At 71.6% G+C, this 26,307-nt stretch carries 25 protein-coding genes; 16 read left to right on the top strand and 9 right to left on the bottom strand.

Annotation, left to right across the window (positions count from 1 at the left end; all coding sequences use genetic code 11):
• Nucleotides 1–27 precede the first annotated feature (27 nt).
• The 3 genes from IG08_RS0104410 (at nt 28) to qcrB (ending at nt 3,126) form a co-directional block, all read left to right on the top strand.
• Nucleotides 28–747 (top strand): vWA domain-containing protein, encoded by a 720-nt coding sequence (locus IG08_RS0104410; RefSeq protein WP_030596492.1) that lies wholly within the window; start codon nt 28–30, stop codon nt 745–747.
• Nucleotides 744–1,304 (top strand): HutD/Ves family protein, encoded by a 561-nt coding sequence (locus tag IG08_RS0104415; RefSeq protein WP_030596493.1) that lies wholly within the window; start codon nt 744–746, stop codon nt 1,302–1,304. Before IG08_RS0104410 ends, IG08_RS0104415 begins: the two co-directional genes overlap by 4 nt.
• Before the next feature lie 175 nt (nt 1,305–1,479).
• The gene (gene qcrB / locus IG08_RS0104420; protein ID WP_030596495.1) at nt 1,480–3,126 is read left to right on the top strand and encodes a cytochrome bc1 complex cytochrome b subunit; all 1,647 of its coding nucleotides are present in this window, start codon (nt 1,480–1,482) and stop codon (nt 3,124–3,126) included.
• Here qcrB and IG08_RS0104425 read toward each other — a convergent pair.
• On the bottom strand, nt 3,104–4,225 hold the full coding sequence (locus IG08_RS0104425) for an acyl-CoA dehydrogenase family protein (RefSeq protein WP_030596497.1): 1,122 nt from the start codon (nt 4,223–4,225) through the stop codon (nt 3,104–3,106). The genes qcrB and IG08_RS0104425 overlap by 23 nt on opposite strands.
• Nucleotides 4,225–5,364 carry an acyl-CoA dehydrogenase family protein gene (locus IG08_RS0104430; protein ID WP_030596499.1) on the bottom strand — a complete coding sequence of 380 codons (1,140 nt, stop codon included), beginning with the start codon at nt 5,362–5,364 and terminating at the stop codon, nt 4,225–4,227. The genes IG08_RS0104425 and IG08_RS0104430 overlap by 1 nt, the downstream gene beginning before the upstream one ends.
• A gap of 108 nt (nt 5,365–5,472) precedes the next feature.
• Between IG08_RS0104430 and IG08_RS0104435 the strand changes: the two genes are divergently transcribed.
• From IG08_RS0104435 to IG08_RS55645, 4 genes are read left to right on the top strand one after another with little or no spacing between them, the layout of a single operon-like run.
• Complete coding sequence (locus IG08_RS0104435; protein ID WP_030596501.1) at nt 5,473–6,258, top strand: SDR family oxidoreductase; 786 nt, start codon at nt 5,473–5,475, stop codon at nt 6,256–6,258.
• Nucleotides 6,259–6,280: 22 nt separating this feature from the next.
• Complete coding sequence (locus IG08_RS0104440; RefSeq protein ID WP_030596503.1) at nt 6,281–6,892, top strand: TetR/AcrR family transcriptional regulator; 612 nt, start codon at nt 6,281–6,283, stop codon at nt 6,890–6,892.
• Nucleotides 6,893–6,932: 40 nt separating this feature from the next.
• Nucleotides 6,933–8,090 carry an acetyl-CoA C-acetyltransferase gene (locus IG08_RS0104445; RefSeq protein ID WP_030596505.1) on the top strand — a complete coding sequence of 386 codons (1,158 nt, stop codon included), beginning with the start codon at nt 6,933–6,935 and terminating at the stop codon, nt 8,088–8,090.
• Between the two features lie 13 nt (nt 8,091–8,103).
• On the top strand, nt 8,104–8,529 hold the full coding sequence (locus IG08_RS55645; protein WP_052424480.1) for a nuclear transport factor 2 family protein: 426 nt from the start codon (nt 8,104–8,106) through the stop codon (nt 8,527–8,529).
• A 36-nt stretch (nt 8,530–8,565) separates the two neighbouring features.
• On the opposite strand, the gene IG08_RS0104455 is transcribed toward IG08_RS55645, so the two are convergent.
• From IG08_RS0104455 to IG08_RS0104475, 5 genes are read right to left on the bottom strand one after another with little or no spacing between them, the layout of a single operon-like run.
• On the bottom strand, nt 8,566–9,444 hold the full coding sequence (locus tag IG08_RS0104455; protein ID WP_030596509.1) for an LLM class F420-dependent oxidoreductase: 879 nt from the start codon (nt 9,442–9,444) through the stop codon (nt 8,566–8,568).
• A gap of 9 nt (nt 9,445–9,453) precedes the next feature.
• A complete protein-coding gene (locus tag IG08_RS0104460) occupies nt 9,454–10,503 on the bottom strand; it encodes an NAD(P)H-dependent flavin oxidoreductase (protein WP_030596511.1) in 1,050 nt (349 codons plus the stop codon).
• On the bottom strand, nt 10,503–11,258 hold the full coding sequence (locus IG08_RS0104465; RefSeq protein WP_030596513.1) for a CoA-transferase subunit beta: 756 nt from the start codon (nt 11,256–11,258) through the stop codon (nt 10,503–10,505). The genes IG08_RS0104460 and IG08_RS0104465 overlap by 1 nt, the downstream gene beginning before the upstream one ends.
• Nucleotides 11,255–12,106: a CoA transferase subunit A gene (locus IG08_RS0104470; RefSeq protein ID WP_030596515.1), complete on the bottom strand. Its 852-nt coding sequence runs from the start codon at nt 12,104–12,106 to the stop codon at nt 11,255–11,257. Before IG08_RS0104470 ends, IG08_RS0104465 begins: the two co-directional genes overlap by 4 nt.
• The gene (locus IG08_RS0104475) at nt 12,103–12,870 is read right to left on the bottom strand and encodes an enoyl-CoA hydratase family protein (protein WP_030596517.1); all 768 of its coding nucleotides are present in this window, start codon (nt 12,868–12,870) and stop codon (nt 12,103–12,105) included. The genes IG08_RS0104470 and IG08_RS0104475 overlap by 4 nt, the downstream gene beginning before the upstream one ends.
• Nucleotides 12,871–12,980: 110 nt before the next feature.
• On the opposite strand from IG08_RS0104475, the gene IG08_RS0104480 reads away from it, so the two are divergent.
• Together IG08_RS0104480 and IG08_RS0104485 are read left to right on the top strand one after the other, a co-directional pair.
• Entirely contained in the window at nt 12,981–13,721 is a 741-nt protein-coding gene (locus tag IG08_RS0104480; RefSeq protein ID WP_030596518.1) for an SDR family oxidoreductase, read from the top strand.
• 1 nt (nt 13,722) lies between these two features.
• The gene (locus IG08_RS0104485) at nt 13,723–14,640 is read left to right on the top strand and encodes an SDR family oxidoreductase (protein WP_030596520.1); all 918 of its coding nucleotides are present in this window, start codon (nt 13,723–13,725) and stop codon (nt 14,638–14,640) included.
• 115 nt (nt 14,641–14,755) lie between these two features.
• Here IG08_RS0104485 and IG08_RS0104490 read toward each other — a convergent pair whose 3' ends face one another.
• Together IG08_RS0104490 and IG08_RS0104495 are read right to left on the bottom strand one after the other, a co-directional pair.
• On the bottom strand, nt 14,756–15,634 hold the full coding sequence (locus IG08_RS0104490) for a hypothetical protein (RefSeq protein ID WP_030596522.1): 879 nt from the start codon (nt 15,632–15,634) through the stop codon (nt 14,756–14,758).
• 36 nt (nt 15,635–15,670) lie between these two features.
• The gene (locus tag IG08_RS0104495) at nt 15,671–17,446 is read right to left on the bottom strand and encodes a glycoside hydrolase family 35 protein (protein WP_030596524.1); all 1,776 of its coding nucleotides are present in this window, start codon (nt 17,444–17,446) and stop codon (nt 15,671–15,673) included.
• Nucleotides 17,447–17,533: 87 nt separating this feature from the next.
• Between IG08_RS0104495 and IG08_RS0104500 the strand changes: the two genes are divergently transcribed.
• The 7 genes from IG08_RS0104500 to IG08_RS0104530 all read left to right on the top strand — a co-directional run bounded on the left by IG08_RS0104500 (nt 17,534) and on the right by IG08_RS0104530 (nt 26,303).
• The gene (locus IG08_RS0104500; protein ID WP_030596526.1) at nt 17,534–18,424 is read left to right on the top strand and encodes a helix-turn-helix domain-containing protein; all 891 of its coding nucleotides are present in this window, start codon (nt 17,534–17,536) and stop codon (nt 18,422–18,424) included.
• A gap of 11 nt (nt 18,425–18,435) precedes the next feature.
• The gene (locus IG08_RS0104505; RefSeq protein WP_030596528.1) at nt 18,436–18,786 is read left to right on the top strand and encodes a chorismate mutase; all 351 of its coding nucleotides are present in this window, start codon (nt 18,436–18,438) and stop codon (nt 18,784–18,786) included.
• 142 nt (nt 18,787–18,928) lie between these two features.
• Nucleotides 18,929–19,507, top strand: a complete 579-nt coding sequence (locus tag IG08_RS0104510; RefSeq protein WP_030596530.1) for a response regulator — start codon at nt 18,929–18,931, stop codon at nt 19,505–19,507.
• A 56-nt stretch (nt 19,508–19,563) separates the two neighbouring features.
• Entirely contained in the window at nt 19,564–22,071 is a 2,508-nt protein-coding gene (pepN, locus tag IG08_RS0104515) for an aminopeptidase N (protein WP_030596532.1), read from the top strand.
• Between the two features lie 192 nt (nt 22,072–22,263).
• Nucleotides 22,264–23,688, top strand: coding sequence for a pyridoxal phosphate-dependent decarboxylase family protein (locus IG08_RS0104520; RefSeq protein WP_030596534.1), 1,425 nt, complete (start codon nt 22,264–22,266; stop codon nt 23,686–23,688).
• Nucleotides 23,685–25,103, top strand: coding sequence for a lysine N(6)-hydroxylase/L-ornithine N(5)-oxygenase family protein (locus tag IG08_RS0104525; protein WP_030596536.1), 1,419 nt, complete (start codon nt 23,685–23,687; stop codon nt 25,101–25,103). The genes IG08_RS0104520 and IG08_RS0104525 overlap by 4 nt, the downstream gene beginning before the upstream one ends.
• A 51-nt stretch (nt 25,104–25,154) precedes the next feature.
• Nucleotides 25,155–26,303, top strand: coding sequence for a GDSL-type esterase/lipase family protein (locus tag IG08_RS0104530; RefSeq protein ID WP_030596538.1), 1,149 nt, complete (start codon nt 25,155–25,157; stop codon nt 26,301–26,303).
• Nucleotides 26,304–26,307: the final 4 nt, after the last annotated feature.

The following is a 26,307-nucleotide window of genomic DNA, read 5'->3' on the forward strand; positions in this document are numbered from 1 at the left end:
CGTACCGGTGCGTCAGGGGGAGAGCGGATGGCTGCGATCAGTCTCAGCAAGGTCGAGGAGACCGCGCCCGCGCTGGTCAGTCTGTACAAGAGTGCCGGGGCGACGCTCGAGAAGTACGGACTGGACGGGGAGCGGGTCGCTGTCTACCTCGTCGTGGACTACTCCGGCTCCATGAAGCCGTACTACAAGGACGGCAGTGTGCAGGCGCTCGCCGACCGGGTGCTCGGCCTGTCCGCGCACCTCGACGACGACGGCACCGTGCCGGTGGTGTTCTTCTCGACCGAGGTCGACGCCGAGACCGAGATCGCGCTGGCCGACCACCAGGGGCGGATCGAGCGGATCGTGGCCGGGCTCGGGCACATGGGCAGAACCAGCTATCACCTGGCCATGGACGCCGTCATCGACCACTACCTCGACAGCGGCTCACGGGAACCCGCCCTCGTCGTCTTCCAGACCGACGGCGGACCCATCAACAAGCTCGCCGCGGAACGGTACCTGTGCAAGGCGGCGAAGCTGCCGCTGTTCTGGCAGTTCATCGGGTTCGGGGACGCGACCAGCAAGCAGTTCGACTACCTGCGCAAGCTCGACGAGCTGTCCGTGCCGGACAAGCGGGTCGTCGACAACGCCGGGTTCTTCCATGCCGGTTCGGATCCGCGGCAGGTCTCCGACGCCGAGTTGTACGACCGTCTCGTCGGCGAGTTCCCGAAGTGGCTGGTGGCCGCCCGGGCCGAGGGGATCGTGCGATGACCGTACGTCTGCTGCCGGCCGTCGAGCGGATTGCCGTGCCCTGGAAGAACGGGGGCGGGGTGACACGCGAGATCGTCGCGGGCCCGCCCGGTGCGGCCATGGACGACTTCGAGTGGCGGGTGAGCCTCGCCGAGGTCGGTGCCGACGGGCCGTTCTCGGCGTTCGCCGGGGTGGACCGGATCCTCACCCTGGTCGAGGGCGCGGGGATGGACCTGACGGTGGGCGACGAGCGCCGGCGCGTCGATACCCGGTACGTGCCCCAGGGCTTCCCCGGGGACCTGCCGACCGACTGCCGTCTGCTCGCGGGCCCGGTCGTGAACCTCAACGTGATGTGGCGCAGGGGTGGCGGGCCGGCGCCCACCGTCACCGTCGTACAACCCGGTCTGCCGCTCGCTGTCCCGGTGGGCCCGGCCGTGCTGATCGTCCCGGTCGAGGGGACCGCCGAAGTGGCCGGGCGGACCCTCGGGCGGTACGACGCCGCACTGCTGGCCGACGAGGACGCCGTACTGCGCGCGCAGGGCCGTACCGCCGTCATCGCTCTCACCCGGCGGGGCTGAGGGCCGAGGCCGAGTCCCGCCTGACACCCGTGTTGCCGGAGCAACTCCAGGGAATCGAGGAGCGGATCGCCACTCCGGAGGGTTCCCGGCAGTCGCTCACGCGGCCTGCTCGCCCCGTTGGCTTAGCCGTACGACCGTGCCACCCTGTGGTTGATCCGACGGGGAGGCGACGACGATGGACGGCGCACGATCGGTGAACGAGAGGGCGGGCACGGCCCGTCGGGGGGAGCCTGCCAAGGGCGAGAAGCTCGCCGACTGGGCCGATGGGCGGCTCGGTCTGTACGGGCTGGCCAAGGCCAACATGCGCAAGGTCTTCCCGGACCACTGGTCCTTCATGCTGGGCGAGATCTGCCTCTACAGCTTCCTGATCCTGATCCTCACCGGCGTCTATCTCACGCTGTTCTTCGAGCCGAGCGGCATCGAGGTCGTGTACCACGGCTCCTACGAACCCCTCAACGGCGTCATGATGACCCGGGCGTTCGAGTCCACGCTCGACATCAGCTTCGATGTGCGCGGCGGGCTGCTGATCCGGCAGATCCACCACTGGGCGGCGCTCGTCTTCGTCACCGGCATGCTGGTGCACATGATGCGGGTGTTCTTCACCGGCGCCTTCCGCAAGCCGCGCGAGCTCAACTGGGTGTTCGGCTGGACCCTGTTGATGCTCGGCATCCTCACCGGCCTCACCGGCTACTCGCTCCCCGACGACCTGCTCTCCGGCACCGGCATCCGGTTCGCCCAGGGCGCGATCCTTTCCGTACCGATCGTCGGCACGTACCTGTCGTTCTTCCTGTTCGGCGGGGAGTTCCCGGGCCACGACATCATCCCGAGGCTCTTCCCGATCCATGTGCTCCTGCTGCCCGGGATCATGCTGGGGCTGGTGGTCGCGCATCTGATCCTGGTCTTCTACCACAAGCACACGCAGTACCCGGGCCCCGGCCGCGACAACAAGTCGGTGGTCGGCATGCCGTTCCTGCCGGTGTACATGGCGAAGGCGGGCGGCTTCTTCTTCCTCGTCTTCGGCGTGCTGACGGTCATGGGCGGCATCGCCCAGATCAACCCCGTGTGGGCCTTCGGACCGTACAGCCCGCAGTTGGTGACCACCGGCGCCCAACCCGACTGGTACCTCGGCTTCTCCGAGGGCCTGATCCGGGTGATGCCGGGATGGGAGATCAACATCTGGGGCCACACCCTGATACCGGGCGTCTTCATCCCCTTCTCGCTCTTCCCGCTGATCCTGCTCGCCCTCGGCGTGTACCCCTTCGTCGAGGCGTGGATCACCGGGGACAAGCGCGAGCACCACATCCTGGACCGGCCGCGCAACGTGCCCGTGCGCACCGGACTGGGCGTGGCCTGGCTGAGCCTGTACGTGGTGCTGCTGATCGGCGGCGGCAACGACATCGTGGCCACCCATCTGCATCTGTCCATCAACGCGATCACCTGGTTCGTGCGGATCGGCGTCTTCGTGGTGCCGGTGCTGACCTTCGTCGTGACGAAACGGGTCTGTCTCGGGCTCCAACGCCGGGACCGGGACAAGGTGCTGCACGGCCGGGAGACCGGCATCATCAAACGGCTTCCGCACGGCGAGTACGTCGAGGTCCACGAACCCCTCGCGCAGGAGCAGTTGCACGTCCTCACCCAGCACGAGCAGGAGCCGTCGTACGAGATCGGGCCGCTCGTCGATGCCAACGGTGTGCGGCGGCCGGTCAAGGCGTCCCAGCGGGTGCGGGCCCGGCTGGCCCGGGTGATGTTCGGGCCCGAGACACGGATCTCGAAGCCGACGGTGGAGGAGTACCGGCAGGTCACCAGCGGCGACCATCACTGAGGACGGCCGCCCGGCACTCGTCCGGGGTGCCCCAGGCGGTGCGCAGGGCGCGGGCCTTGGTCAGCCACAGCGACAGGTCGTACTCCGCCGTGTAGCCGATCGCGCCGTGCAGTTGGAGCGCGGTGCGGGCGGTGGCGTACGCCGCCTCGCAGGCGGTGACCTTCGCGGCGGCGACGTCCTGTTCGGTCATCGTCAGCGCGGCGCCGAAGAGCAGGGGGCGCGCGAACTCCAACGCGATCTTCGCGTCGGCCAGTTGGTGCTTGACGGCCTGGAACGAGCCTATGGGGACGCCGAACTGGGTGCGCTGCCTGACGTAGGTGACGGTTCTGTCGAGGAGGGCGAGGCCGACGCCGAGGGCCTGGGCGGCGGTGGCGAGGCGGGCCCAGGTGAGGGCCGGGGTGAGGTGGGGGACGGTGGCGAGGAGTTCGCCGTCGCGGAGGGTGGGGAAGAGGCGGCGGGCGGGGTCGAGGGAGAGGTGCGGGGGGCCGGCGGGTGGGGGTGCGAGGCGGAGCTCGGTGGGCGCCGAGTTGCCCGCGGCGGAGCCGCTGATGGATGCGGCGCCCCCGCCGCCCCTACCCGTCCCGTCCTGGGGGCTGCCGCCCCCAGACCCCTGCTTCGGCCCTGAAGGGGCCTTGTCCTCAAACGCCGGACGGGCTGAGAGTGCCTGGGCCGGCGCTGCGAGCGTCAGCCGTACGTCCGCCATGTCCGCGTCCAGCGTGTACGGCCCCGTCGCCAGGGTCGCGACCGACGTGCCGGAAGCCAGCGCGGGGAGCAGGCGTTTGGCCGGGGCCCGGTCGTCCAGTGCGGCGAGCAGTGCCGCTGCCGCCACCGTCTCCACCAACGGCCCCGGTACCGCGTGGCGCCCCAACTCGACGAAGACGACGGTCAGTTCCACGGGGAGGGGGCCCATGCCGTCGTATGCCTCGGGGACGGCCAGTGCGAACACTCCTGCCTCGGCGATACGGCGCCACAGTGCGCGCCCGCTCGCGTGCTCGCCCCGGCTCCAGTCGCGGACCACCGAAGGGGTGTCCGCGGCCGTCAGCATCGCGTTCAGCGTGTCGGCGAACGCGTGCTGCTCGGTGTCGAGGAGGAAGCGCATCAGCGGCGTCCCTTCGGCAGGCCGAGCAGGCGCTCGGCGATGATGTCGCGCTGGATCTCGTTGGTGCCGGCGTAGACGGGGCCGGCGAGGGAGAAGACGTAGCCCTCGGACCAGTCCGACTGCGTCAACTCGCCCTCGGGGCCGAGGAGATCGAGGGCCGTCTCGTGCAGCGCGATGTCGTACTCGGACCAGAAGACCTTGTTGAGGCTGGACTCCGGGCCGAGTGTCTCGCCTTGGAGGAAGCGGGAGGCGGCGGCGTAGGTGAAGAGCTGGTAGGCGCGGGCGCCGATGAGGGCGTCGGCCACGTGGTTCCTCGCGTGTTCCGGGCCGCCCTGCGACTGCCAGAGCTTCAGCAGTCGGTCGGCGCTCGCCAGGAAACGGCCGGGGGAGCGGAGCATGAGCCCGCGTTCGTTGCCCGCCGTCGACATGGCGATCCGCCAGCCCTGGCCTGGCTCGCCGATCACGTCCTCGTCCGGCACGAACACCTCGTCCAGGAACAGCTCCGCGAAGGCCGGCTTGCCGTCGAGGCGGCCGATCGGGCGGACCGTGACCCCAGGGGCGCGCAGGTCGAACATCAGGTAGGTCAGGCCCTGGTGGGGCTTCGGGGTGTCCGGTTCGCTGCGGAACAGGCCGAACGCGCGGTCCGCGAAAGCCGCGCGCGAGGACCAGGTCTTCTGGCCGCTGAGCAGCCAGCCGCCGTTGGTGCGCACGGCCCTGGACCTGAGGGACGCCAGGTCGGATCCGGCCTCCGGCTCCGACCAGGCCTGCGCCCAGATCACCTCGCCGGTGGCCATCGACGGCAGCACGCGCGCGCGTTGCTCCTCGGTGCCGTGGTCGAAGAGGGTCGGGGCGAGGAGGCTGATGCCGTTCTGGCTGACCCGGCCCGGGGCGCCCGCCGCGTAGTACTCCTCCTCGAAGACCAGCCACCGCACGATGTCCGCGTCCCTGCCGCCGTACGCCGAGGGCCAGGACACCACCGACCAGCGGTCCGCGGCCAGTTCGCTCTCCCAGGCGCGGTGGACCGCGAAGCCCTCCTCGGTTTCGAGGGAGGGGAGCGGGGCGGACGGCACGTGCGCGTGCAGCCAGGTGCGGGCCTCGGCGCGGAACGCGTCCTGCTCGGGCGTGAAGTCGAGGTCCATCAGATCGCCCCCGCCTTCTCGAGATCGATGGTCATCGGCGGCATCCTTCCCTAACAAGTGTTTGGTAGGTTAGCGTAGGTCCGTGAGCGACGTCGAGGAGGTGCGGGCATGACCGACGCTCCGGCGTACGAACCCGGCCATGGGCTGCTGAAGGGGCGTACCGCCGTCATCACCGCCGCCGCGGGCGCCGGGATCGGCGGGGCCACCGCACGCCGGTTCCTGGAGGAGGGGGCGCGCGTGCTGATCAGCGACGCGCACGTGCGGCGGCTCAAGGAGAGCGAGCAGGCGCTGGCCGAGGAGTTCGGCGCGTCGTCGGTGGCCTCACTGCTGTGTGACGTCACCGACGAGACGCAGGTCCGTGCACTCTTCGAGGAGGCGGTGAGACTGCACGGCGGGCTCGACATAGCCGTCAACAACGCAGGGCTCGGCGGCACCGCCGATCTCGTCGATATGACCGACGGGCAGTGGTCGAAGGTGCTGGACGTGACGCTGAACGGCACGTTCCGGTGCACCCGGGCCGCGCTGCGGGTCCTGAAGGAGCAGGGGCGCGGCGGGGTCGTCGTCAACAACGCCTCCGTCGTCGGCTGGCGTGCCCAGGCCGGGCAGGCGCACTACGCCGCGGCCAAGGCCGGCGTCATGGCGCTGACCCGGTGTGCCGCCGTGGAGGCCGCCGCGTTCGGGGTCCGCGTCAACGCCGTGTCGCCCAGCCTCGCCATGCATCCGCACCTGGTGAAGGTGACCACGCCCGAACTGCTGGAGGAGCTGACCGCGCGCGAGGCCTTCGGGCGGTACGCCGAGCCCTGGGAGGTGGCCAACGTCATCGTCTTCCTCGCGTCCGGCTACTCCTCCTACATGACCGGCGAGGTCGTGTCGGTCAGCAGTCAGCACGCCTGAGCGGGGGAGCGAGAATGTGGCCGTGCCTACCAAGAAGAAGCCCCAGGTGACCGCCTCCCCGGAGCGGCGCCGTGAACTCCTCGACACCGCCGCCGAGGTCTTCGCCGAGCAGGGCTACAACGCCACCACCGTACGCAAGATCGCGGACGAGGCCGGGATGCTCGCGGGCAGCCTCTACTACCACTTCGACTCCAAGGAGTCGATGCTGGAGGAGATCCTGCGCTCCTTCCTCGACGAGCTCTGGAACGGCTACGACACCGTCCTGAGCTCCGAGCTCGGCCCCCGCGAGACCCTCGCGGCCCTGGTCACCGAGTCCTTCCGCGAGATCGACCGGCACCGCGCCGCCGTCGCCATCTACCAGAAGGAGTCCAAGCACCTCGCCGCCCAGGAGCGCTTCGGCTTCCTCGCCGAGTCCCAGCGCAACTTCGAGAAGGCGTGGCTGGCCACGCTGGAGCGTGGCGTGGCCGAGGAGGTCTTCCGGGCCGACCTCGACATCCGGCTCACCTACCGGTTCGTGCGCGACACCGTCTGGGTCGCCGCGTCCTGGTACCGGCCCGGCGGGCAGCACAGCCCGGAGGAGATCGCCCGCCAGTACCTGTCGATGGTGCTGGACGGGATCGCCGTACGCGAATAGGCGCGGGCTCTGAAGGGCCCGCTTCAACAAGGGAGTCGACATGGCGGAGGCCTACATCGTCGAAGCGGTCCGCACGCCTGTGGGGCGGCGCAGGGGAGGGCTCGCCGGGGTGCATCCCGCCGACCTCGGCGCACATGTGCTCAGGGCCCTGGTCGAGCGGTCCGGGGTGGACGCGGCCGCCGTCGAGGATGTCGTCTTCGGCTGCCTGGACACCGTGGGGCCGCAGGCCGGGGACATCGCGCGCACCAGCTGGCTGGCGGCCGGGCTGCCCGAGGAGGTGCCGGGGACGACCGTCGACCGGCAGTGCGGGTCCTCGCAGCAGGCCGTGCACTTCGCCGCCCAGGGCGTGCTGTCCGGCACGCAGGACCTCGTGGTGGCCGGCGGGGTGCAGAACATGTCGCTGATACCCATCGCCTTCGCCTCCCGGCAGGCCGCAGAACCGCTCGGCTTGACCGAGGGACCCTTCGCGGGCAGCGAGGGCTGGCGGGCGCGCTACGGCGAGAAGCCCGTCAACCAGTTCCACGGCGCCGAACTGATCGCCGCGAAGTGGGGCATCAGCCGCCGCGACCAGGAGGAGTTCGCCCTCCGCTCGCACCAGCGGGCCGTCGCCGCCGTCGACGAGGGCCGCTTCACGCGCGAGACCGTGGCGTACGGCGACGTGACCGTCGACGAGGGCCCGCGCCGGGACACCTCGCTGGAGAAGATGGCCGGCCTGGACCCGGTCGTGCCCGGCGGCACCGTCACCGCCGCCTGCTCCTCCCAGGTCTCCGACGGCGCCGCCGCGATGCTGCTCGCCTCCGAGCGGGCGGTACGGGAACACGGACTGACGCCACGCGCGCGCGTGCACCACCTCTCCGTACGCGGCGAGGACCCCATCCGCATGCTCTCGGCGCCCATCCCGGCCACGGCGTACGCCCTGAAGAAGGCCGGCATGTCCATCGGCGACATCGACCTGGTCGAGATCAACGAGGCCTTCGCGCCGGTGGTGCTGGCCTGGCTCAAGGAGACGGGCGCGGATCCGGAGAAGGTCAACGTCAACGGCGGCGCGATCGCGCTCGGGCATCCGCTGGGCGCTACCGGAGTGAAGCTGATGACGACCCTGCTGCACGAACTGGAGCGCACCGGCGGCCGGTTCGGCCTCCAGACCATGTGCGAGGGCGGCGGCCAGGCGAACGTCACCATCATCGAGCGGCTCTGACCGCGCTGCGGCCATGGACGACACTCAGGCGCTCCGCCGTCTGGCGGACGAGTACGCCCTCTGCCTGGACAGCGGTGCGCGTGAGCGTTTCCACGCGCTGTTCACGCCCGACGCGCGGATCGTCGTCCACCGGACCGACGGCTCCGTGATCGGAGAGCGTGCCGGCCCGCAGGGGCTCGCCACGCTCTTCGACGACCTCGCCGTCTTCGACAGGACCTTCCACCTGGTCGCCAACCACGTCGCGGACGTCGACGGCGACCGTGCCACCGCCACCACCTACTGCATCGCCCACCACCTCACCCGGGGCGGCGAGGACGGGGACAACGACCTGCGCTGCATGGTCCGGTACGAGGACGTGTGCCGGCGGACGGCGGACGGGTGGCGTATCGCCGTGCGTGAGGTGTTCTTCCAGTGGTGGGAGCGGAGTCCGGTCCGGTGAAACAGGGCCGCTCCCGCGGCGCCTCCAGGTATGTGCTCAGGTCGGCCTCAACTTCGCCGCGCAGTCGGTGAGTTCCTCGCAGAACGCGTCCAGGGTCGTCGCGTGCCGTGAGCCCGACAGCAACAGCCGCTCCGCGCCCAGGTCCTGCGCCCACTCCGTCCTGTCGGCTGCGCGCGGGAGCGTCGAGCCCAGGGTCAGTTCCACCTCGCCGGGGTCCCGACCCGCCTCGACAGCCGTCTCCCGTACGAGGGTGATCGCGGCCTGCAGTTCCTCGCCCGCGAGTCCGAGCGGCTGGAAACCGTCCCCGAGCCGTCCGGCCCGCCGGGCCGCCGCCCTGGAGTGGCCGCCGATGTGCAGGGGCACCCGGCCGGCGTACGGCTTGGGGTAGGAGTGGGCGCCCCGCACCGAGTGGAACTCGCCCTGGAAGTCCAGCCCTTCGGGTGCCGTCGACTCCCACAGGGCCCGCATCAGCCGGATCGACTCGTCGGCCGCCCTGCCGCGCCGCGTGAAGTCCCCGCCGCACGCCTCGATCTCCTCGCGCATCCAGCCGACCCCCGCGCAGATCCTGAGCCGTCCGCCGCTGAGCCGGTCCAGGGTGGCCAGGCGCTTGGCCAGGACGAACGGATTGTGGTTCGGCAGGACCAGGACACCCGTCGCGAGGCCGATGCGGTCCGTCGCGCCCGCCAGAAAGGCGAGGAGTTCGAGGGGGTCGGGGTAGGCGAGTGTGTCGGGCAGGGCGAGCCGGCCGTCGGGGGCGTACGGGTACCTGCTCCCGGTGTCACTGACGACGACCGCGTGCTCGACCGCGACCACCGACTCGAACCCGAGCGCCTCGGCGTGCCGGGTCAGCCGGAGGACGTCGGCGGGCTCGCCCATCGAGCCGAGTCCGACCGGCAGGACGACCGCGTACTTCACGCCCACCTCCTAGCCGTATTCCTTGAGGCGGCCCAGGGTCTCCTCCGCCTCCGCGACGATCCGGGCGACCAGCTCCGCGCACGACGGCAAATCCTCGATCAGGCCCGCCACCTGCCCGGACGCCATCACGCCCAGGTCCGTACGGCCGTCGACCATCGCCGACCTGAGGAGCATCGGGGTGTTGGCGGCGAGCAGGACCTGGCTCCACGACAGGTCCTTGCCGTGCTTCATGGCGAGGCCGTCGCGGACCATCTGCGCCCAGGACAGGCCGGAGATCTTCTTGAAGCCGGCGGCCCGGCGGACGGCCTGGACGAGCGCCTTCGTACGACCCGACTTCTCGAGGGAGGCGACGAGCTCCGTCCGCAGCATGCGGTGCGGGAGCCCATCGACGGCCGTCGTGACCGTCACGTCCTTGACCGTCGCCGCGAGGTAGGCCGCCTTCACCGTGTCCGGGACCGTCGAGTCGGACGTCAGCAGGAACCGGGTGCCCATCGCCACGCCCGCCGCGCCGAACGCCAGCGCCGCCACCAGCCCCCGCCCGTCGTGGAAGCCGCCCGCCGCCACGACCGGTATGTCCACGGCGTCCACGACCTGCGGCAGCAGCACGGTCGTCGCCACCTCACCGGTGTGCCCGCCGCCCTCCCCGCCCTGCACGATCACCGCGTCCGCACCCCACGCCGCCACCTTCTCCGCGTGCCGCCGCGCCCCGATCGACGGGATCACGACGACCCCCGCCTCCTTCAGTTCGGCGATCAGCTCACGGGAGGGGGCGAGGGCGAAGGACGCGACCCGCACGCCCTCGTCGATGATGATCCGTACCCGGTCGCCCGCGTCCCCGGCGTCCGCGCGCAGGTTCACCCCGAACGGCTCGTCCGTACGGGACCTGACCTCCCGTACGGCCTCCCGCAGCCGGTCGAGCGTCATCGTCGCGGAGGCCAGGATGCCGAGGGCGCCCGCGTTCGCCGAGGCCGAGACCAGGCGGGGGCCGGCCACCCATCCCATGCCGGTCTGCACGATCGGCCGGCGGACCCCGACGAGCCGTGTCAGCGCGGTCTCCATCACTCCCTGACCTCGCGGTTCCTGGTGCCCTTCGGGTCGATGACCTCGCGGATCAACTCCAGTTCCTCCGGGGTCGGTTCGCGGGTGTACGGCACCTCGTCGGGGAGGTGCAGTGCGAAGCCCGTCGCCTCCCGGACCTGCCCGACGGTGACGCCCGGGTGGAGGGAGGTAAGGCGCATCGAGTGGTCCGGGGTGGCGAAGTCGAAGACGCCGAGGTCGCTCACCACGCGCGGGATGCGGTGGAAGCGGGTGGCGCTCGGGCCCGCTTCGGCGGCACGGTCGTAGCCCACCCCGCACACCATGTCGACCTTCTCGACGAAGACCCGGGCGGAGTGCTTAGGGACCCAGTAACTGGTGGGGTTGTTGAGGGAGTTGACCGGCCCGCCGCGCACGCCGAGCAGCTGGCGCTTCGGCTTCGCCCAGTCGCCGACGCACGAGATGTTCTGGTTGCCGAAGCGGTCGATCTGGCTCGCGCCCATCATCACGTGCCGGCGCCCGCCGGTGACCATGGTCAGGTGTTGGCGGTACGGCAGCCAGCCCTCCACGGTGCCGTCGAGGCCGACGAGCATCGCCTCGCCGTCGGTCAGCAGCAGGTCGGGGGAGAAGGTGCGCTTGGCCAGGCGGGCGCCGACGGACGGGATCAGGCCCATCGGGCTGGCGAGCACCTCGCCGTTGTCCCGCCAGGCGTCGGCGCAGGCGATCACGCAGTACTCGGCGCGGGTGGGCGGGAGGAGAGGGGGGCGGGTGACGGTCATTGGCCCTGCTCCTTCTTCCAGTTCTGGACGGCGAGTTGATAGTCCTGCTCGCCGCCGCCGAGGAACCGCTCGGTGAACTCCGCGTACGGCGTGGTGGCGTACAGCTTCTGGAAGGCCTCGTCCCGGTCGTGGTCGGGGACGCAGGAGGTGAAGTGCGCGCCGCCCGGCGTCTCGACGACCCCTGTCACGCTGGACCGCTTGAGCAGCAGCGTCTGAGGGGCGGCCTCCTTGGTCAGGTCCGCCGTGTCCACCATCCGCTCGCAGGACACGTACGCCGCGTCCGCCGCCTCGCAGAACAGGTCGTCGAAGTACGGGTCCGGGCCCAGGTACTGGCCGTTGCCCAGGCGGTCCGCGCGGTTCATGTGGACGAGGGCCGCGTCCAGGCGCAGGGCGGGCATCGCCACGAACGCCTCCGCGTCGTCGTACGGCGAAGTCACCGTCCGCAGACCGGGGTTGACCCGCATCACGTCCGAGCCGAGACCGGCCCGCACCGGCAGGAAGGGCAGCCGGTTGGCGGCCGCGTGCAGCCCCCACATGAACATCGCCTCGTCGACCTCCATGAGCGCGAAGGCGCCACGCTCGCGTGCCGCGCGGTAGTGCGGTTCGAGGGGGATGGAGTCGAGGGTCACGAAGGCGGTGACGAGCTTGCGGATCCGTCCGGCGGCGGCGAGCAGGCCGACGTCCGGGCCGCCGTACGAGACGACGGTGAGGTCGGTGACGTCGGTCCGCAGCAGGGCCCGCACCAACGCCATCGGCTTGCGGCGCGAGCCCCAGCCGCCGATGCCGAGGGTCATGCCGTTCTCCAGACGGCCGACGGCTTCCTCCGCCGACATGGTCTTGTCGCTCACTCGGTGGCCTCCTTGCCGAAGGTGTCGCGGACCCGGTCGGCGACCCCGCCGAGGTTGGCCTCGAAGGTGAAGCCCTGCTCGAAGCGGTAGCTGCGGCGGACGTCGACGGGGTCGATGCCGTTGATGGCGGCCTTGGCCAGCCGGATGAGCTGCCCGTCCTTGGCGGCGATCTCGCGGGCCAACTCGAGGGCGGCCGCGCGCAGTTCGTCGCGGGGTACGACCCGCCACACCGAGCCGTGCGCGTGCAGTTCTGCCGCGGTCGCGGTGCGCGAGGTGTAGTACAGGGCGCGCATCAGGTGCTGGGGGACCAGCCGGGCCAGATGGGTGGCCGCGCCGAGCGCGCCGCGGTCCAGCTCGGGCAGGCCGAAGACCGCGTCCTCGCTCGCCACGATCGCGTCCGCGTTCCCCACCAGGCCTATCCCGCCGCCCAGACAGAAGCCCTGCACGGCCGCGACGACGGGCACCTCGCACTCGTAGACCGCCGCGAAGGCCTCGAAGCAGCCGCGGTTCGCGCCGATCAGGGCGCCGTGGCCGGAGGTGTCGCGCTGCATCTCCTTGATGTCGACGCCCGCGTTGAACCCGCGCCCCTCGGCGGCGAGCACGACACAGCGGATCCCGGGGTCGCTCCCCGCCGCGCGGACGGCGTCGGCCAGATCGAACCAGCCTCGCACCGGCAGGGCATTGACCGGCGGGAAGTCGACCGTGACGACGGCGATGCCATTTTTTTCGGGCCCCTTTTCCGGGGACGAGGTGGAGACACCCATGGGCGAATCAGCTACCTTTTCACCAAACGTTTGTTAGGTTCGATGTCGAAGCTAGCAGCGAATGGATCCGAGCGGGAGGGCCTGTGGACAACGGCATCGGTCTCCACGGCATCGGTCTCCGGGGAAAGGTCGCGGTCGTCACGGGCGGGACGCGCGGCGTCGGGGCCGGAATCGCGCGGGCGTTCGTGCGGGCGGGTGCCGAGGTCGTGGTGTGCGCGCGGCGGCCGCCCGAGGAGCCGGTCGAGGGGGTGCGGTTCGCCCCGGTGGACCTGCGGGACGCGGGGGCCGTGCGCGGGTTCTTCGGCGGGCTCGCTCGGGTTGATGTCCTGGTGAACAACGCGGGTGGTACGCCCTACCGGATGCTGGCCGACTCCGAGGCCGAGCGGCACGCGCGCGTGCTCGAACTCAACCTCACCGCACCGCTGACCGCCTCCCTCGCCGCGTACGAGCAGCTCCGGCGGGCCAAGGGCTCGGTCGTGATGATCGGCAGCGTGAGCGGGTCCCGGCCCTCGCCCGGCTCGGCGGCGTACGGCGCGGCGAAGGCCGGTCTCGAGCACCTCGCCCGCTCGATGGCCGTCGAGTGGGCGCCCGAGGTCCGGGTCAACACCCTGGTCCTCGGCATGGTCCGCACGGAACTGTCCCACCTGCACTACGGGGGCGAGGAGGGTGTGGCGGCAGTCTCCCGGACCGTCCCGCTGGGCCGGCTGGCCGAACCCCTGGAGGTCGGAGCGGCCGCGGTGTTCCTCGCGTCGGAGGCCGCCGCGTACATCAGCGGGGCCTCGCTGCTGGTGCACGGGGGCGGGGAGCGGCCCGCCTTCCTCGATGCCGCAACTGCCAACAAGGAGAGCTGAGATGAGCGGTGTGCCGCTGCTGTGCGAGGGCCGGGTCGTGATCGTCACGGGTGCGGGGCGCGGGCTCGGGCGCGCGCACGCCCTCGCGTACGCCGCCGAGGGGGCGCGGGTCGTCGTCAACGACCTCGGGGTCGGACTGGACGGTACGCCCGGTCCCCACAGCCCGGCCGCACAGGTCGTCGCCGAGATCCGTGCGGCGGGCGGGGCGGCGGTGGCCCATGGCGGGGACATCGCGACTTCCGAAGGTGCCGCGTCCCTGGTGAGTACCGCCCTGGAGACGTACGGCCGTCTCGACACCCTCGTCAACAACGCCGGGTTCCTGCGCGACCGCATGCTCGTCAACCTCGACGAGGACGACTGGGACGCGGTCATGCGGGTCCATCTGAAGGGCCACTTCCTGCCGCTGAAGCACGCGGCGGCGCACTGGCGGGCGGAGGCGAAGGCGGGGCGGATGCCGGAGGCCCGGGTCGTCAACACCAGCAGCGGGGCAGGGCTGTTGGGGTCGGCCGGGCAGGGGAACTACAGCGCGGCGAAGGCCGGGATCGTCGGGCTGACGCTGGTCGCCGCCGCCGAGATGAGGCGCTACGGCGTCCAGGTCAACGCGATCGCACCGGCGGCGCGGACCCGGATGACGGAGGAGACCTTCGCGGAGACGATGGGGGCGCCGGCGGGGGGCTTCGACGCGATGGCGCCGGAGAACGTGTCGCCGCTGGTGGTGTGGCTGGGGTCGGCCGCGAGCGCGGGGGTCAGCGGGCGGGTCTTCGAGGTCGAGGGCGGCCGGATCACCGTCATGGAGGGCTGGCGGCCGGGGCCGAGCGCGGACAAGGGGGCGCGGTGGACGCCGGGGGAGGCGGGGGACGTAGCGCTGAAGCTGTTGGCGGAGGCGGAGGTTCCGGGGATGGTGTACGGGGCTCGGTAGGGGTTTTCTCGCCCCGCCGCCCCTACCCGTCCCATCCCCAGGGGCGCTGCCCCTTCGACCCCGCCAGGAGCCTCCGCCCCCTGGACCCCCGCTCCTCAAACGCCGGAGGGGCTATTCATGTGTCGCACTCCAGCACCGTCCGGCACAGCGCACACCGTGCCCGCACCCGCCCCCGGACCGGCACCCTGATCCGCTGGTGGCAGGTCGGGCACGGGAAGGAGACGCGCAGGCCGCCGCCGTCGGGGGTGAAGGTGTAGGGGACGCCGGGCTGCGGACCGGGCGCGTGGCGGCGGTCGCGGGCGTAGCGCCGCCGGCCCGCCCACCCGGCCGCCGTGAGCGGGGGCTGCTGTTCGTCCTGGCGGGCCCGGTCCATGCCCTTCACATACGCCGTGTAGGCCTGCGGACTGGTGAACCACACCGAGGGGTCCTCGCCGAAGACGAGCGAGCGCTTGGCGAGGACATAGCCGAACTCCTCCGGCGTGAGATACCCCAGCTTCTGGGACGAGGCCCCGTCCTCCCGGTACGCGTCCAGGAGCAGCCAGCCCGCGCCCAGATACGTCGCCGCGGTGTCCGTGAGGATCTCGTTGTCGCGGGTGCCGGGGAAGGACAGGTCGAGCCGGTGCAGATAGACGTGCATGACCTCGTGGGCGAGGGCCGCCCCGATGTCCCGCCGGTGGGTGCGGAAGCGGTCGTTGAGCTCGACGAAGTACTCGGGCCCGGCGGCGAGTTCGACGTTCGCCGCGTGCTGCATCTCGCGGAAACCGACGACCAGGCGGGCGTCCGGAAGCCGGTAGTGCCGCACCAGCTCACGGGCCACCCGCTGCGCCCCCAGATACAGGTCGTCCGTGTCGCAGAACGCCATGTCGGCCGGGACCACACTGGTCGAGAACGTCTGGACGGTGTCGTACGACAGGCGTTTCCAGAGCGCGGTGATCGAGGCCCGCACCGTCTCCAGGTGCGGGTAGCCGTGCTCGACCGGTCCGTCGTTCGCCACGCCCATACCCCCAAGACGCCTGAACCCGGTTCCACTCTACGGGGAGGCGGGCGGATTCTCCCTGGCCGTGTCCGGCGGTGCGAGGCGGAGCACCGGCCCGCTCGCCGGCGCCCCCTCCAGCTCCAGCAGCCACACCTCGTTGCCGCCCTCGCGCAGCACCGGCCCGGGCACGTACAGCGACCGCTGCGGGCCCGCGGACCAGTAACGGCCCAGGCCGAAGCCGTTGACCCACACGAACCCGCGGGTCCAGCCGGGCAGTTCGAGTACGGCGTCCCCCGCGCCGCTGACGGTCACCGTGCCCCGGTAGAGACCCGGGGCCCCGTCCTCGGGAAGATCACGCAAAGCCATGTCGCCGATGTCGTCCAGCGCGTCCCACCGCAGGCCACGCGCGCGTACCCCGTGCAGATACTGCCGCTCGTGCAGCAGCCCCCCGGTGATCCCCTTGGCCTCCCCGGTCCGCGGCCCGTAGTTGACCCGCCCCAGGGACTCCACCCACAGCTCCACGCGCGCGTGCCCGGCTACGGGCTCCTTGAGCCGCTCGTCGTCCTCGGTGAGCACTCCGGCCCGCTCCCCGTCGACGTACACCACCGCCAGGTCCCGCAGCCCGCGCACGATCAGCGGGTACGGCCGCCGCGGACCCGGCACCGTCACCTCGTAGCGCACGAGTCCCCGGTCGACGTCCAGTTCCTCGAAGGTCGGCGGGACGGGAGCGGAGGTCTCCGGGCCGCCCCGTGCGTCCAGTACGGCGCTCAGGGGGGTCCAGCCGGTCGGGCGCAGCTCGGCCGGCGTGGCCAGCGGTGCGGGCGCGGCGGGCGGCTCGGGCAGCGGGCCGTCGGCGTACTCGGCGAGGACCTCGCGGAAGCGCCAGAACTTCTCCGTGGGGCGCCCGTACTCGTCGATCGGCGCGTCGTAGTCGTACGACGTCACGTCCGGCTCCAGCGGCCCGTCGTGCAGATCGCCGCCGCCCCGGTTGGCGCCCGCCCAGCCGGCGAAGCTGGTGCCGCCGTGCGCCATGTAGAGGTTGACCGAGGCGCCGCACTCCAGGATCTCCCGCAGCGTCGCCGTGGCGTCCTCCGCGTCCCGGACGACGTGCTCGGCGCCCCAGTGGTCGAACCAGCCGCACCAGAACTCCATGCACATCACAGGGCCGGCGGGTTGGTGCCGGCGCAGGCTCTCGAAGGCCACGCGCGCGTGGGAGCCGAAGTTCACGGTGGCGAGGACGCCGGGGATCGAGCCGCCGCTGAGCATGTGGTCCTCGGGACCGTCCGAGGTGAACAGCGGGACCGTGACACCCTCGGCGAGCAGCAGGTCCGCCAGGCGGCGCAGATACTCCGCGTCCGAGCCGTAGCTGCCGTACTCGTTCTCCACCTGCACCATGATCACCGGGCCGCCGCGGTCGATCTGCCGGGTCACCACCTCGGGCAGCAGCCGCCGGAACCACCGCTCCACCTGCCCCAGGAACCGCTCGTCGCTCGTGCGCAGGTGCCCGGTCAGCCAGTGCGGCAGCCCGCCGTTCTCCCACTCGGCGCAGATGTACGGGCCCGGCCGGACGATCGCCCACAGGCCCGCCTCCCGGGCCGCGTCCAGGAACCGGCCGAGGGCCTGCACGTCCTTGCAGCGGCCCGGTGCGGGCTCGTGCAGGTTCCACGGCACGTACGTCTCCACGCAGTTCAGGCCCATCGCCCGCAGCAGCGCCAGCCGGTGCCCCCACTGCGCCTCGTGCACCCGGAAGTAGTGCAGCGCGCCGGACAGCAGCCGCACCGGCCGTCCGTCCAGCAGGAAGTCCCTGTCCCCCACCGTGAACTCGCTCATGCACCTCAGCCTCACCTCTGGCGCAGGTCAGGGTCCATGGACAAAGATCGGCGCTGCTTGGACGGAACAGCACGGAGGGCACCGCGGATGTACCACACCTGGATGCGGTTCTTCACCCCCGGACCCGCCCACCACCGCCTCGGCCTCGCCTGCCTCGGCGTCGGCCTCCAGTACGGCGCGCTGCCCACCGTCGGCCCGCGCACCCTCGACCACCACGTCGCCGTGGTGATCAGCACGGGCACCGGCTGGTACCTGGCTTCCGACGGCCGCCGCACGACCGTCACCGCGCCCGCACTGCTGTGGCTCACCCCCGGCGTCCCGCACCACTACGCGCCCGACCCCGCCACCGGCTGGGACGAGGGCTTCGTCGACTTCACGGGGCCCGCCACCGCCACGTACACCGAACTCGGCTACATCGAACCGGACCGTCCGGTGGTGCCGTTGTCGGACGCGACCGGCCCCCGCGGCGTCGTCGCCCGCATCGCCCGCGCCGCCCGCCGCGACAACCCCCTCCTGGAGGTGGAGACCGGCGCCGCCGTCCACGAACTCCTCGTCGCCCTGCGCCGCGCCCGCGCCGACCTCGCACCCGACGGCGACCTCGTCCTCAAGGCCCTCGCCCGTGACGCGTTCAAGCCGATGTCGGTCGCCGACCACGCCGCCCGACACGGCATGACCGCCGCCGAACTGCGCACCGCCGTCCGCCGCGGCGCCGGCTGCAGCCCCAAGGACTACCTGCTCGGCATCCGTCTCGGCCGCGCCAAGGAACTCCTCGCCGCCACCGAACTGCCTGTCGCGGCCGTCGCCCGCCGCGTCGGCTACGACGACCCCGCCTACTTCTCCCGCCTGTTCACCCGCCGCGTCGGCATGGCCCCCGTCCGCTTCCGCGCCCAACAGGGCCGCACCGTCCCCGGCGGCTGGAGCAACCAGGTCCCCGACCCGGACGATCCACCCAGGATCGAGCCCTCGTACGCCCCGTAATGTGGTCGCCCATGACCACCAGCAACACCGGAACCGGTGACGTCGACCCCGCCGTCCGCGAGGAGCTCGCGCGGCTGCGCGACAGCATCGACAACATCGACGCGGCCGTCGTCCACATGCTCGCCGAACGCTTCAAAGCGACCCAGCAGGTCGGCCACCTCAAGGCCCTGCACCAGCTGCCGCCCGCCGACCCGGCCCGCGAGGCCCGGCAGATCGAGCGCCTGCGCACCCTCGCCGAGAACGCCAAGCTCGACCCGGCCTTCGCTGAGAAGTTCCTGAATTTCATCATCGCCGAGGTGATCAGACACCACGAGCGGATCGCCGAGGACACGATCAACGGCTCGACACATCTGGCGAATTGACCTCGCTTGATGCCCCGGGGGAGGTGACACGGCGGCCCGCGAGCGGCATGCTGCGCTGTGCACTCCTTGTCAGCTGACGAGCACACCCCGTCAGTTCTTCGGACATAAGCTGGGTTGTCCCACGTGGGAGGGACGTCGAGCCATGCCGTCGGATACCAGGATCCTCATCGTCGACGACCACGAGGACACGCTGTACGCCCTGGAGAGCGCGCTGGCCCCGCTGGGCTACCGGCTGGGCCGCGCCACCAGCGGCGACGAGGCCCTCAAGCAGGTCCTGCGCGGCCAGGTCGGCCTCCTCCTGCTCGACGTCCGGATGCCCGGCGTCAGCGGCCTCGACGTGGTCCGCTACATGCGGCGCGTGGAACAGACACAGCACATTCCCGTCATCCTCCTCACCGGTTTCGGCCCCGACCACGAACTGACCTCCACCGCCTTCGGACTCGGCGTCGCCGACCTCGTCATGAAACCCATCGACCCGTGGGCGCTGCGCACCAAGGTCCGCTACCTGTTCGACTCCCACCAGCGCCATCTCGCCCTCGAACACGAGGTGCGCGAGTTACGCGCCATGGTCAGGGACCACGCCGCAGCCGCCCCGGTCAAGGACCACACCGACGCCGACGAACCCGCCCCCCGCCCCGCCCTGCCCCACCCGGACGCCCGGGTTCCGCCCCAGCGTGCGCAGGGGGCGCACAACGGGGAGCTCGAACAGGAACGGACATAGGCCGCGTACCGATCCGCCCCTGTGCCTTGTCAGTGCGATCAGGCAGCATGTCCTGCATGTCCGTACTGACGCGCGACGAAGCGCAGACCCGTGCCAAGCTCCTCGACGTCCACCGCTACACGATCGAACTCGACGTGAGCGCCGGTGACGACACCTTCGACTCCCGCACCGTCATCCGGTTCACCGTGCGCGCGGACCAGGACGTCACGGACACCTTCGTCGAGCTCAAGCCCGCCGAGCTGCGCTCCGTCACCCTCGACGGACAGCCCCTCGACCCGGACACCCTCCACGAGAACCGGCTGCCCCTGAAGAACCTCGTCCCCGGCGAGCACGAACTGCGCGTCGACGCGAGCATGCGCTACTCCCGCACCGGCGAGGGCATGCACCGCTTCACCGACCCCACCGACGGCGAGACCTACCTCTACACGCAGCTGTTCATGGAGGACGTCCAGCGCGTCTTCGCCGCCTTCGACCAGCCCGACCTCAAGTCGGTCTTCGAGCTGTCCGTGAAGGCCCCCGAAGGCTGGACCGTCCTCGCCAACGGCATCACCGAACACCTCGGCGAGGGCCGCTGGCAGGCCGCCCCCACCCCGCTGATCTCCACCTACCTCGTCGCCGTCGCCGCCGGCCCCTGGCACTCGGTGCGCACCGAACACCGCGGCCTGCCCTTCGGCCTCCACTGCCGCCGCTCGCTCGCCCCCCACCTCGACACGGACACCGACGAGCTCTTCGAGATCACCAAGCAGTGCTACGACCGCTACCACGAGAAGTTCGAGGAGCCCTACCCCTTCGACTCCTACGACCAGGCGTTCGTCCCCGAGTTCAACGCCGGCGCCATGGAGAACCCCGGACTCGTCACCTTCCGCGACGAGTTCGTCTACCGCTCCGCCGTCACCGACACCGAGCGCCAGACCCGCGCCATGGTCATCGCCCACGAGATGGCCCACATGTGGTTCGGCGACCTCGTCACCCTGCGCTGGTGGGACGACATCTGGCTCAACGAGTCCTTCGCCGAGTACATGGGCTACCAGACCCTCACCGAGGCGACCCGCTTCACCGACACCTGGACCGACTTCGGCGTCGTCCGCAAGGCCTGGGGCTACGACGCCGACCAGCGCCCCTCCACCCACCCCGTCGCCCCCGAGAACGTCGACGACACCGCCTCCGCACTGCTGAACTTCGACGGCATCTCCTACGCCAAGGGCGCCTCCGCACTGCGCCAACTGGTCGCCTGGCTCGGCGAGAAGGACTTCCTCGCCGGCATCAACACCCACTTCGCCCGGCACAGGTTCGGCAACGCCGCCCTCGCCGACTTCATCGACTCCCTCGCCTCCGCCACCGAACGCGACGTCCACGCCTGGGCCGACGACTGGCTGAGCACCACCGGCGTCGACACCCTCACCCCGACCGTCACCCGCGGCGACGAGGGCACGTACACGCTGCTCGTCGACCGCGCCGGCAGCCGCCCGCACCGCATCGCCGTCGGCCTCTACGACCGGTCCCTGGCTGAAGTCGCAGCCGACGAGGGCCGCCACCTCGTCCTGCGCGAACGCCTCGACCTCGACATCCCGCAGAGCACCCCGCTGCCCATCGGCAAGCGGCCCACGCTCCTGCTGCTGAACGACGGCGACCTCACCTACACCAAGGTCCGCTTCGACGCCGAGTCCTTCGACGCGGTCGGCGCGAGCCTGTCCGGTCTGCCCGAGCCGCTGACCCGCGCGGTCGTCTGGAACGCCCTGCGCGACGCCGTCCGTGACGCCGAACTCCCCGCCTCCGCCTACCTGGACGCCGCCCGCGCCCACCTCCCGCACGAGACGGACCTCGCCCTCGTCCAGGGCGTCCTCGCCTTCGCCTCCACCTTCGTCGCCGACCGCTACCTCACCCCCGAGCAGCGGCCCGCCGCCCTGTCCACCCTCTCCTCTCTCTGCCGCGACCTCATGCGCCGCACCGAGGACGGCGACAACCCCGGCCTGCGCCTGATCGCCGTACGCCACTTCATCCACGTCGCCGCCCACCCCGACACCATCGCCGCCTGGTTCGCCGACGGCACCGTCCCCGGCGGCCCCGAACTCGACCCCGAACTGCGCTGGCGCGTCCTGGCCCGCCTCGCCGTCCTCGGCGCCACCGACGAGGCCGCGATCGCCGCCGAACTCGAGCGCGACCCGTCCGCCACCGGCCAGGAGGGCGCCGCCCGCTGCCGCGCCGCGCTGCCCGACGAGGAGGCCAAGGCGAGGGCCTGGGAGGCGATGTTCGCGCGCGACGACCTCTCCAACTACCTGTTCACCGCCACCGCCCAGGGCTTCTGGCAGCCCGAACAGGCCGATCTCGTACGGCAGTACGTGCCCCGCTACTACGAGGACGCGGTCGCCGTCGCCGCCCGCCGCGGCCCCGCCATCGCCGACGCCGCCGGACGCTGGGCCTTCCCCGCCGACGCCGTGGACACCGACACGCTCCGCCTCGGCGAGGCCTGCCTGAGCGACGCCGACCTCATCCCGGCCCTGCGCCGCAAGCTCGTCGACCAACTCGACGACCTGGGACGGGCGTTGCGGGTACGGGGGGTCTAGTTCCACCGCTGCGGGCCGATCCTCCCCGAGGGGAGGATCGGCCCGCACTCCCTGTAGTGCAGGGGACCTCCCCGACACGCTTTCCCCGTACGGACGTACCCCCTTTCGGGTTCCGATCGTTGGACTTCCCGGGCGCACGAACGCAACCACGTTCAAGCTGGAACTCCCTCTGCCCAGCGCCCGGAGGACACCATGAGCACGCCGCCCCTCGCGTCAGGGCCCGAAGGCCCCGCCGCCCTGCGCCCGTTGCTCGACACCGTCCTGGATGCGCTGCGGGAGGGCGCGCGGGCGCGTGGGGGGCCGCTGCCGGCGGGCGGCCCGGACGCGGTCGCGGCGCGGGTGCGGGATGCGGTGGGGGACGTACTCCCGTCCGACGGTGATCCGGACGCTCTACGGCACCTCGTGCGGGCCCTGGCCGAGGGTTCAGCCGACCCCGCCGATCCCCTGTGCGCCGCCCACCTCCACTGCCCACCCCTCGCCGTCGCGGCGGCAGCCGACCTCGCGGCAAGCGTCCTCAACCCGTCCCTGGACTCCTGGGACCAGGCACCGGCGGCTTCGGAGCTGGAGGAGTTGGTTGTACAGGCACTCGCCGGGGAGGTCTACGCCGCTAGGGGCGCGGGGAACTGCGCGACCAGCCCCCACCGGCCCGCACCCAACAACACGCCGAACCCACCCCACGCCCTAGTGACAACCGGCGGCACCGAATCCAACCAACTCGCCCTCCTCCTCGCCCGCGAGACCCACGGCCAAGGCGTCCGACTCGTCTGCGGGGCCAACGCCCACCACTCCCTGCCGAGGGCCGCCTGGCTGCTGGGGATGCCCGACCCGGTCATCGTCCCCGCGCCCGCAGGCGTCCTCGACCCCGCAGCCCTCGACGAGGCCCTCACCGAACTCCCCGGCCCCCACCTCGTCGCCGCCACCGCAGGCACCACCGACGCCGGCCTCATCGACCCGCTCCCCGAGATCGCCCGCCTCTGCACAGCCCACGGCGCCCGTCTCCACATCGACGCGGCCTACGGGGGAGGGCTCCTGTTCAGCAACCGGCACCGCGAGAAGCTCACCGGCCTGAGCGCCGCCGACACCGTCACCCTCGACCTGCACAAACTCGGCTGGCAACCGGTCGCCGCAGGCCTCCTCGCCGTCCAGAACCCCCACGACCTCGCGGCCCTCCACCAGCACGCCGACTACCTCAACGCCGACGACGACACCGAAGCCGGCCTGCCCGACCTGCTCGGCCGCTCCCTGCGCACCACCCGCCGCCCCGACATCCTCAAGATCGCCGTCACCCTCAGGACCCTCGGCCGCACCGGACTCGGCGCCCTCGTCGACCAAGTCTGCGACCGGGCACGGGAGTTCGCAGACCTCGTCCAAGACCACCCCGGCTTCGAACTCCACGCCCCGCCCACCATCAGCACGGTCCTGTTCCGGCCGGTGGGCGCCACCGACGACGCCGTGGCCGCCGTACGCCGAAAACTCCTCACCGACGGCCGGGCCGTCCTCGCCCGCGCCCGCACCGACGGGCGGCTCTGGCTCAAGGCCACCCTCCTCAACCCCCACACCCGGCCGGGCGACCTCGCCGGGCTCCTGAAACTCGTGGAAGGAACCACCCCCAGATGACCCACCCCCCACGCCACGAGCCCGACGCACCCCGCGACCTGGTCGGCATCGGCATCGGCCCCGTCAACCTCTCGCTCGCCGCCCTCGCCCACCCCCTCGCCGAACTCGACACCGTCTTCTACGAACAGCGCCCCACCTTCGACTGGCACCCCGGCCTGCTCATCGACGGCGCCACCATCCAAGTCCCCTTCCTCGCCGACCTGGTGACCCTCGCCGACCCCGCCAGCCCCTGGAGCTTCCTCAGCTACCTCAAGGCCCGCGACCGCCTCTTCCCCTTCTACTTCGCCGAGCGCTTCCACATCCAGCGCGCCGAGTACGACGCCTACTGCCGCTGGGTGGCGGAGAACCTCCCCGGACTCCACTTCGGCCACCAGGTCGACGCCATCCGCTTCAACCCCGAACGCGACGTGTTCGAGGTCGACTTCACCCAGCTCGACTCCGACGGAGAAGCCGAGGCCCTCGGCCGTACCTACACCAAGAACATCGTCCTCGGCATCGGCACCGAACCGTACGTCCCCGAACCCCTCAAGCCCCTCGTCGAGGCGCCCGGCGTGCCCGTCGTCCACGCCGCCGACTACCTCGACCACCGCGCCGCCCTCCTCGCCGCCGACCACGTCACCGTCATCGGCTCGGGACAGTCCGGCGCCGAGGTCTTCCTCGACCTGCTCCGCAACCGCCCGGCGGGCCGCGAGAGACTCCACTGGCTCGGCCGCACCGAGGCCTTCGCGCCCATGGAGTACTCCAAGCTCGGCCTGGAGCACTTCACCCCCGACTACACCCGCTACTTCCACGCCCTCGCCGAAGGCACCCGCGACCGGCTCGTCACCACCCAGTGGCAGCTCCACAAGGGCATCGACTCCGACACCATCGCCGCCATCCACGACGAGCTCTACCGCCGCACCCTGCACGGCGGCTGGCCCGACGCCGTCCTCACCCCCGGCGTCCGCGTCCGCACCGCCGGCCGCATCGCGACGACCAAGATCGAACTCCACCTGGAACACCTCCAGCAGAGCAGCCGCTCCCGCCTCACCACCGACGCCGTCGTCCTCGCCACCGGCTACCGCGAACGCCCCCTCGGCCGCATCCTCGCCGGCCTCGACCCCTACCTGCGCCGCGACAGCCGCGAACGCCCCCGCGTCGACGAACAGTTCCGCCTGGTCCTCGACCCCTCCGTCACCGGCGCCGGCTGCCAGGTATACGTCCAGAACGCCGAACGCCACACCCACGGCGTCGGCACCCCCGACCTCGGCCTCGCCGCCTGGCGCAGCGCGACGATCCTCAACTCCCTGACCGGCAAGGACCCCTACCCGCTGCCTTCCCGAACGGCCTTCACCACCTTCGGCCTCGAACCGCAGCCCCGGATCCCGTCCGCCCGACAGGCCCCGACGCTCACGCCCCTGGTCGAAGGACGGTAAGAAAACGGGCTGAGCAGGAAGAACCCCGGCGGCGGTCATGTTGCCCCCGACATGACCACCACCTGGATCGCCGCCCACCGCACCGCCGTCCTCAGCCCCCACGAGAGCTTCGCGCTGTGGGAGTCCCGCGGCTTCACCGACCAGACCGTACGGCAGTCCCTGCGCCTGGCCGGAGGCGGCGAGGCGGTCCGCATACGGCTGAGCAACCGGTACGGCAAGGACCCCCTGGAGATCGGCGGCGCCCACCTCGCCCTGCGCACCAAGGGCAGCGGCATCGACCCCGCCAGCGACACACCCCTGCGCTTCTCGGGCACGTCGACGACCACGATCCCCGCCGGCGAGGAACTCGTCAGCGACCCGGTCGAGCTGCCCGTCAGCGCGGGGGAGGAGCTCACCCTCAGCCTCTACCTGCCGGGCGACACGGGACTCACCACCTTCTCCACCGTCCCCTACGACACCGGATACGCCGCCGCCGGCAACCAGCTGTCCGCCACCTCGCTCGAAGGCGCCGAGGAGTTCGGCACCGGGCACCTCCTCACCGGCGTCGACGTCCTCGCCCCCGAAGGCACCCGCATCGCCGTAGCCTTCGGAGACTCCTGGATCGAGGGCGCGGCCACCACCCCCGGCGCCGACAACAGCTTCCCCGCCCAGCTCGGCCGCCGCCTGGCCCAGGGCTGGATCGTCAACCAGGGCCTCTCCGGCAACCGCCTGCTCAGCGACCAGATCGGCGAACACCTCCTGGCCCGCATCCAACGCGACGTCCTCGACGTGCCCGGCGTCAGCCACGTCCTGATCCACATCGGCCTCAACGACCTCGGCATGCCCGGCCACATCGCCCACCCCGAACCCGCCGACGGACCCACCGCCGCCGAGTTCACCACCGGCCTGACCACCCTCGCCGACCGCCTCCACACCGCCGGCCTCACCGTCATCGGCTCCACCATCGGCCCCTACCGAGGCACCGTCTACGACGGCTACGACAGCGAGCGCGGCCAGACCGTACGCCGTGAGATCAACACCTGGCTCCTCGGCGACGACCACCCCTTCGACGCGGTCGTCGACATCGCCGCCGCCGTCGCCGACCCGGACCAACCCGACCGGATCCGCGAGGAGTTCAACAGCGGCGACGGCCTCCACGTCAACGACGCCGGCGCGAAAGCCATCGCCGACGCCGTGGACGTGTCCTTGCTGACGCTCTGAAAGG

It is taken from the genome of Streptomyces fulvoviolaceus, from assembly GCF_000718165.1.
GTDB classification, from domain to species: Bacteria; Actinomycetota; Actinomycetes; order Streptomycetales; family Streptomycetaceae; genus Streptomyces; species Streptomyces fulvoviolaceus.

What these genes read in the sequence shown, in the direction of transcription:
- IG08_RS0104460 (WP_030596511.1), bottom strand. Translation starts at nt 10,503, where the DNA reads ATGGAGACCGCGCTGACACGGCTCGTCGGGGTCCGCCGGCCGATCGTG.
- IG08_RS0104430 (WP_030596499.1), bottom strand. Translation starts at nt 5,364, where the DNA reads ATGGACCTCGACTTCACGCCCGAGCAGGACGCGTTCCGCGCCGAGGCC.
- IG08_RS0104525 (WP_030596536.1), top strand. Translation starts at nt 23,685, where the DNA reads ATGACCCACCCCCCACGCCACGAGCCCGACGCACCCCGCGACCTGGTC.
- IG08_RS0104495 (WP_030596524.1), bottom strand. Translation starts at nt 17,446, where the DNA reads ATGAGCGAGTTCACGGTGGGGGACAGGGACTTCCTGCTGGACGGACGG.
- IG08_RS0104475 (WP_030596517.1), bottom strand. Translation starts at nt 12,870, where the DNA reads ATGGGTGTCTCCACCTCGTCCCCGGAAAAGGGGCCCGAAAAAAATGGC.
- IG08_RS0104425 (WP_030596497.1), bottom strand. Translation starts at nt 4,225, where the DNA reads ATGCGCTTCCTCCTCGACACCGAGCAGCACGCGTTCGCCGACACGCTG.
- IG08_RS55645 (WP_052424480.1), top strand. Translation starts at nt 8,104, where the DNA reads ATGGACGACACTCAGGCGCTCCGCCGTCTGGCGGACGAGTACGCCCTC.
- IG08_RS0104465 (WP_030596513.1), bottom strand. Translation starts at nt 11,258, where the DNA reads ATGACCGTCACCCGCCCCCCTCTCCTCCCGCCCACCCGCGCCGAGTAC.
- IG08_RS0104415 (WP_030596493.1), top strand. Translation starts at nt 744, where the DNA reads ATGACCGTACGTCTGCTGCCGGCCGTCGAGCGGATTGCCGTGCCCTGG.
- pepN (WP_030596532.1), top strand. Translation starts at nt 19,564, where the DNA reads ATGTCCGTACTGACGCGCGACGAAGCGCAGACCCGTGCCAAGCTCCTC.
- IG08_RS0104485 (WP_030596520.1), top strand. Translation starts at nt 13,723, where the DNA reads ATGAGCGGTGTGCCGCTGCTGTGCGAGGGCCGGGTCGTGATCGTCACG.
- IG08_RS0104435 (WP_030596501.1), top strand. Translation starts at nt 5,473, where the DNA reads ATGACCGACGCTCCGGCGTACGAACCCGGCCATGGGCTGCTGAAGGGG.
- IG08_RS0104505 (WP_030596528.1), top strand. Translation starts at nt 18,436, where the DNA reads ATGACCACCAGCAACACCGGAACCGGTGACGTCGACCCCGCCGTCCGC.
- IG08_RS0104530 (WP_030596538.1), top strand. Translation starts at nt 25,155, where the DNA reads ATGACCACCACCTGGATCGCCGCCCACCGCACCGCCGTCCTCAGCCCC.
- IG08_RS0104520 (WP_030596534.1), top strand. Translation starts at nt 22,264, where the DNA reads ATGAGCACGCCGCCCCTCGCGTCAGGGCCCGAAGGCCCCGCCGCCCTG.
- IG08_RS0104510 (WP_030596530.1), top strand. Translation starts at nt 18,929, where the DNA reads ATGCCGTCGGATACCAGGATCCTCATCGTCGACGACCACGAGGACACG.
- qcrB (WP_030596495.1), top strand. Translation starts at nt 1,480, where the DNA reads ATGGACGGCGCACGATCGGTGAACGAGAGGGCGGGCACGGCCCGTCGG.
- IG08_RS0104500 (WP_030596526.1), top strand. Translation starts at nt 17,534, where the DNA reads ATGTACCACACCTGGATGCGGTTCTTCACCCCCGGACCCGCCCACCAC.
- IG08_RS0104445 (WP_030596505.1), top strand. Translation starts at nt 6,933, where the DNA reads ATGGCGGAGGCCTACATCGTCGAAGCGGTCCGCACGCCTGTGGGGCGG.
- IG08_RS0104410 (WP_030596492.1), top strand. Translation starts at nt 28, where the DNA reads ATGGCTGCGATCAGTCTCAGCAAGGTCGAGGAGACCGCGCCCGCGCTG.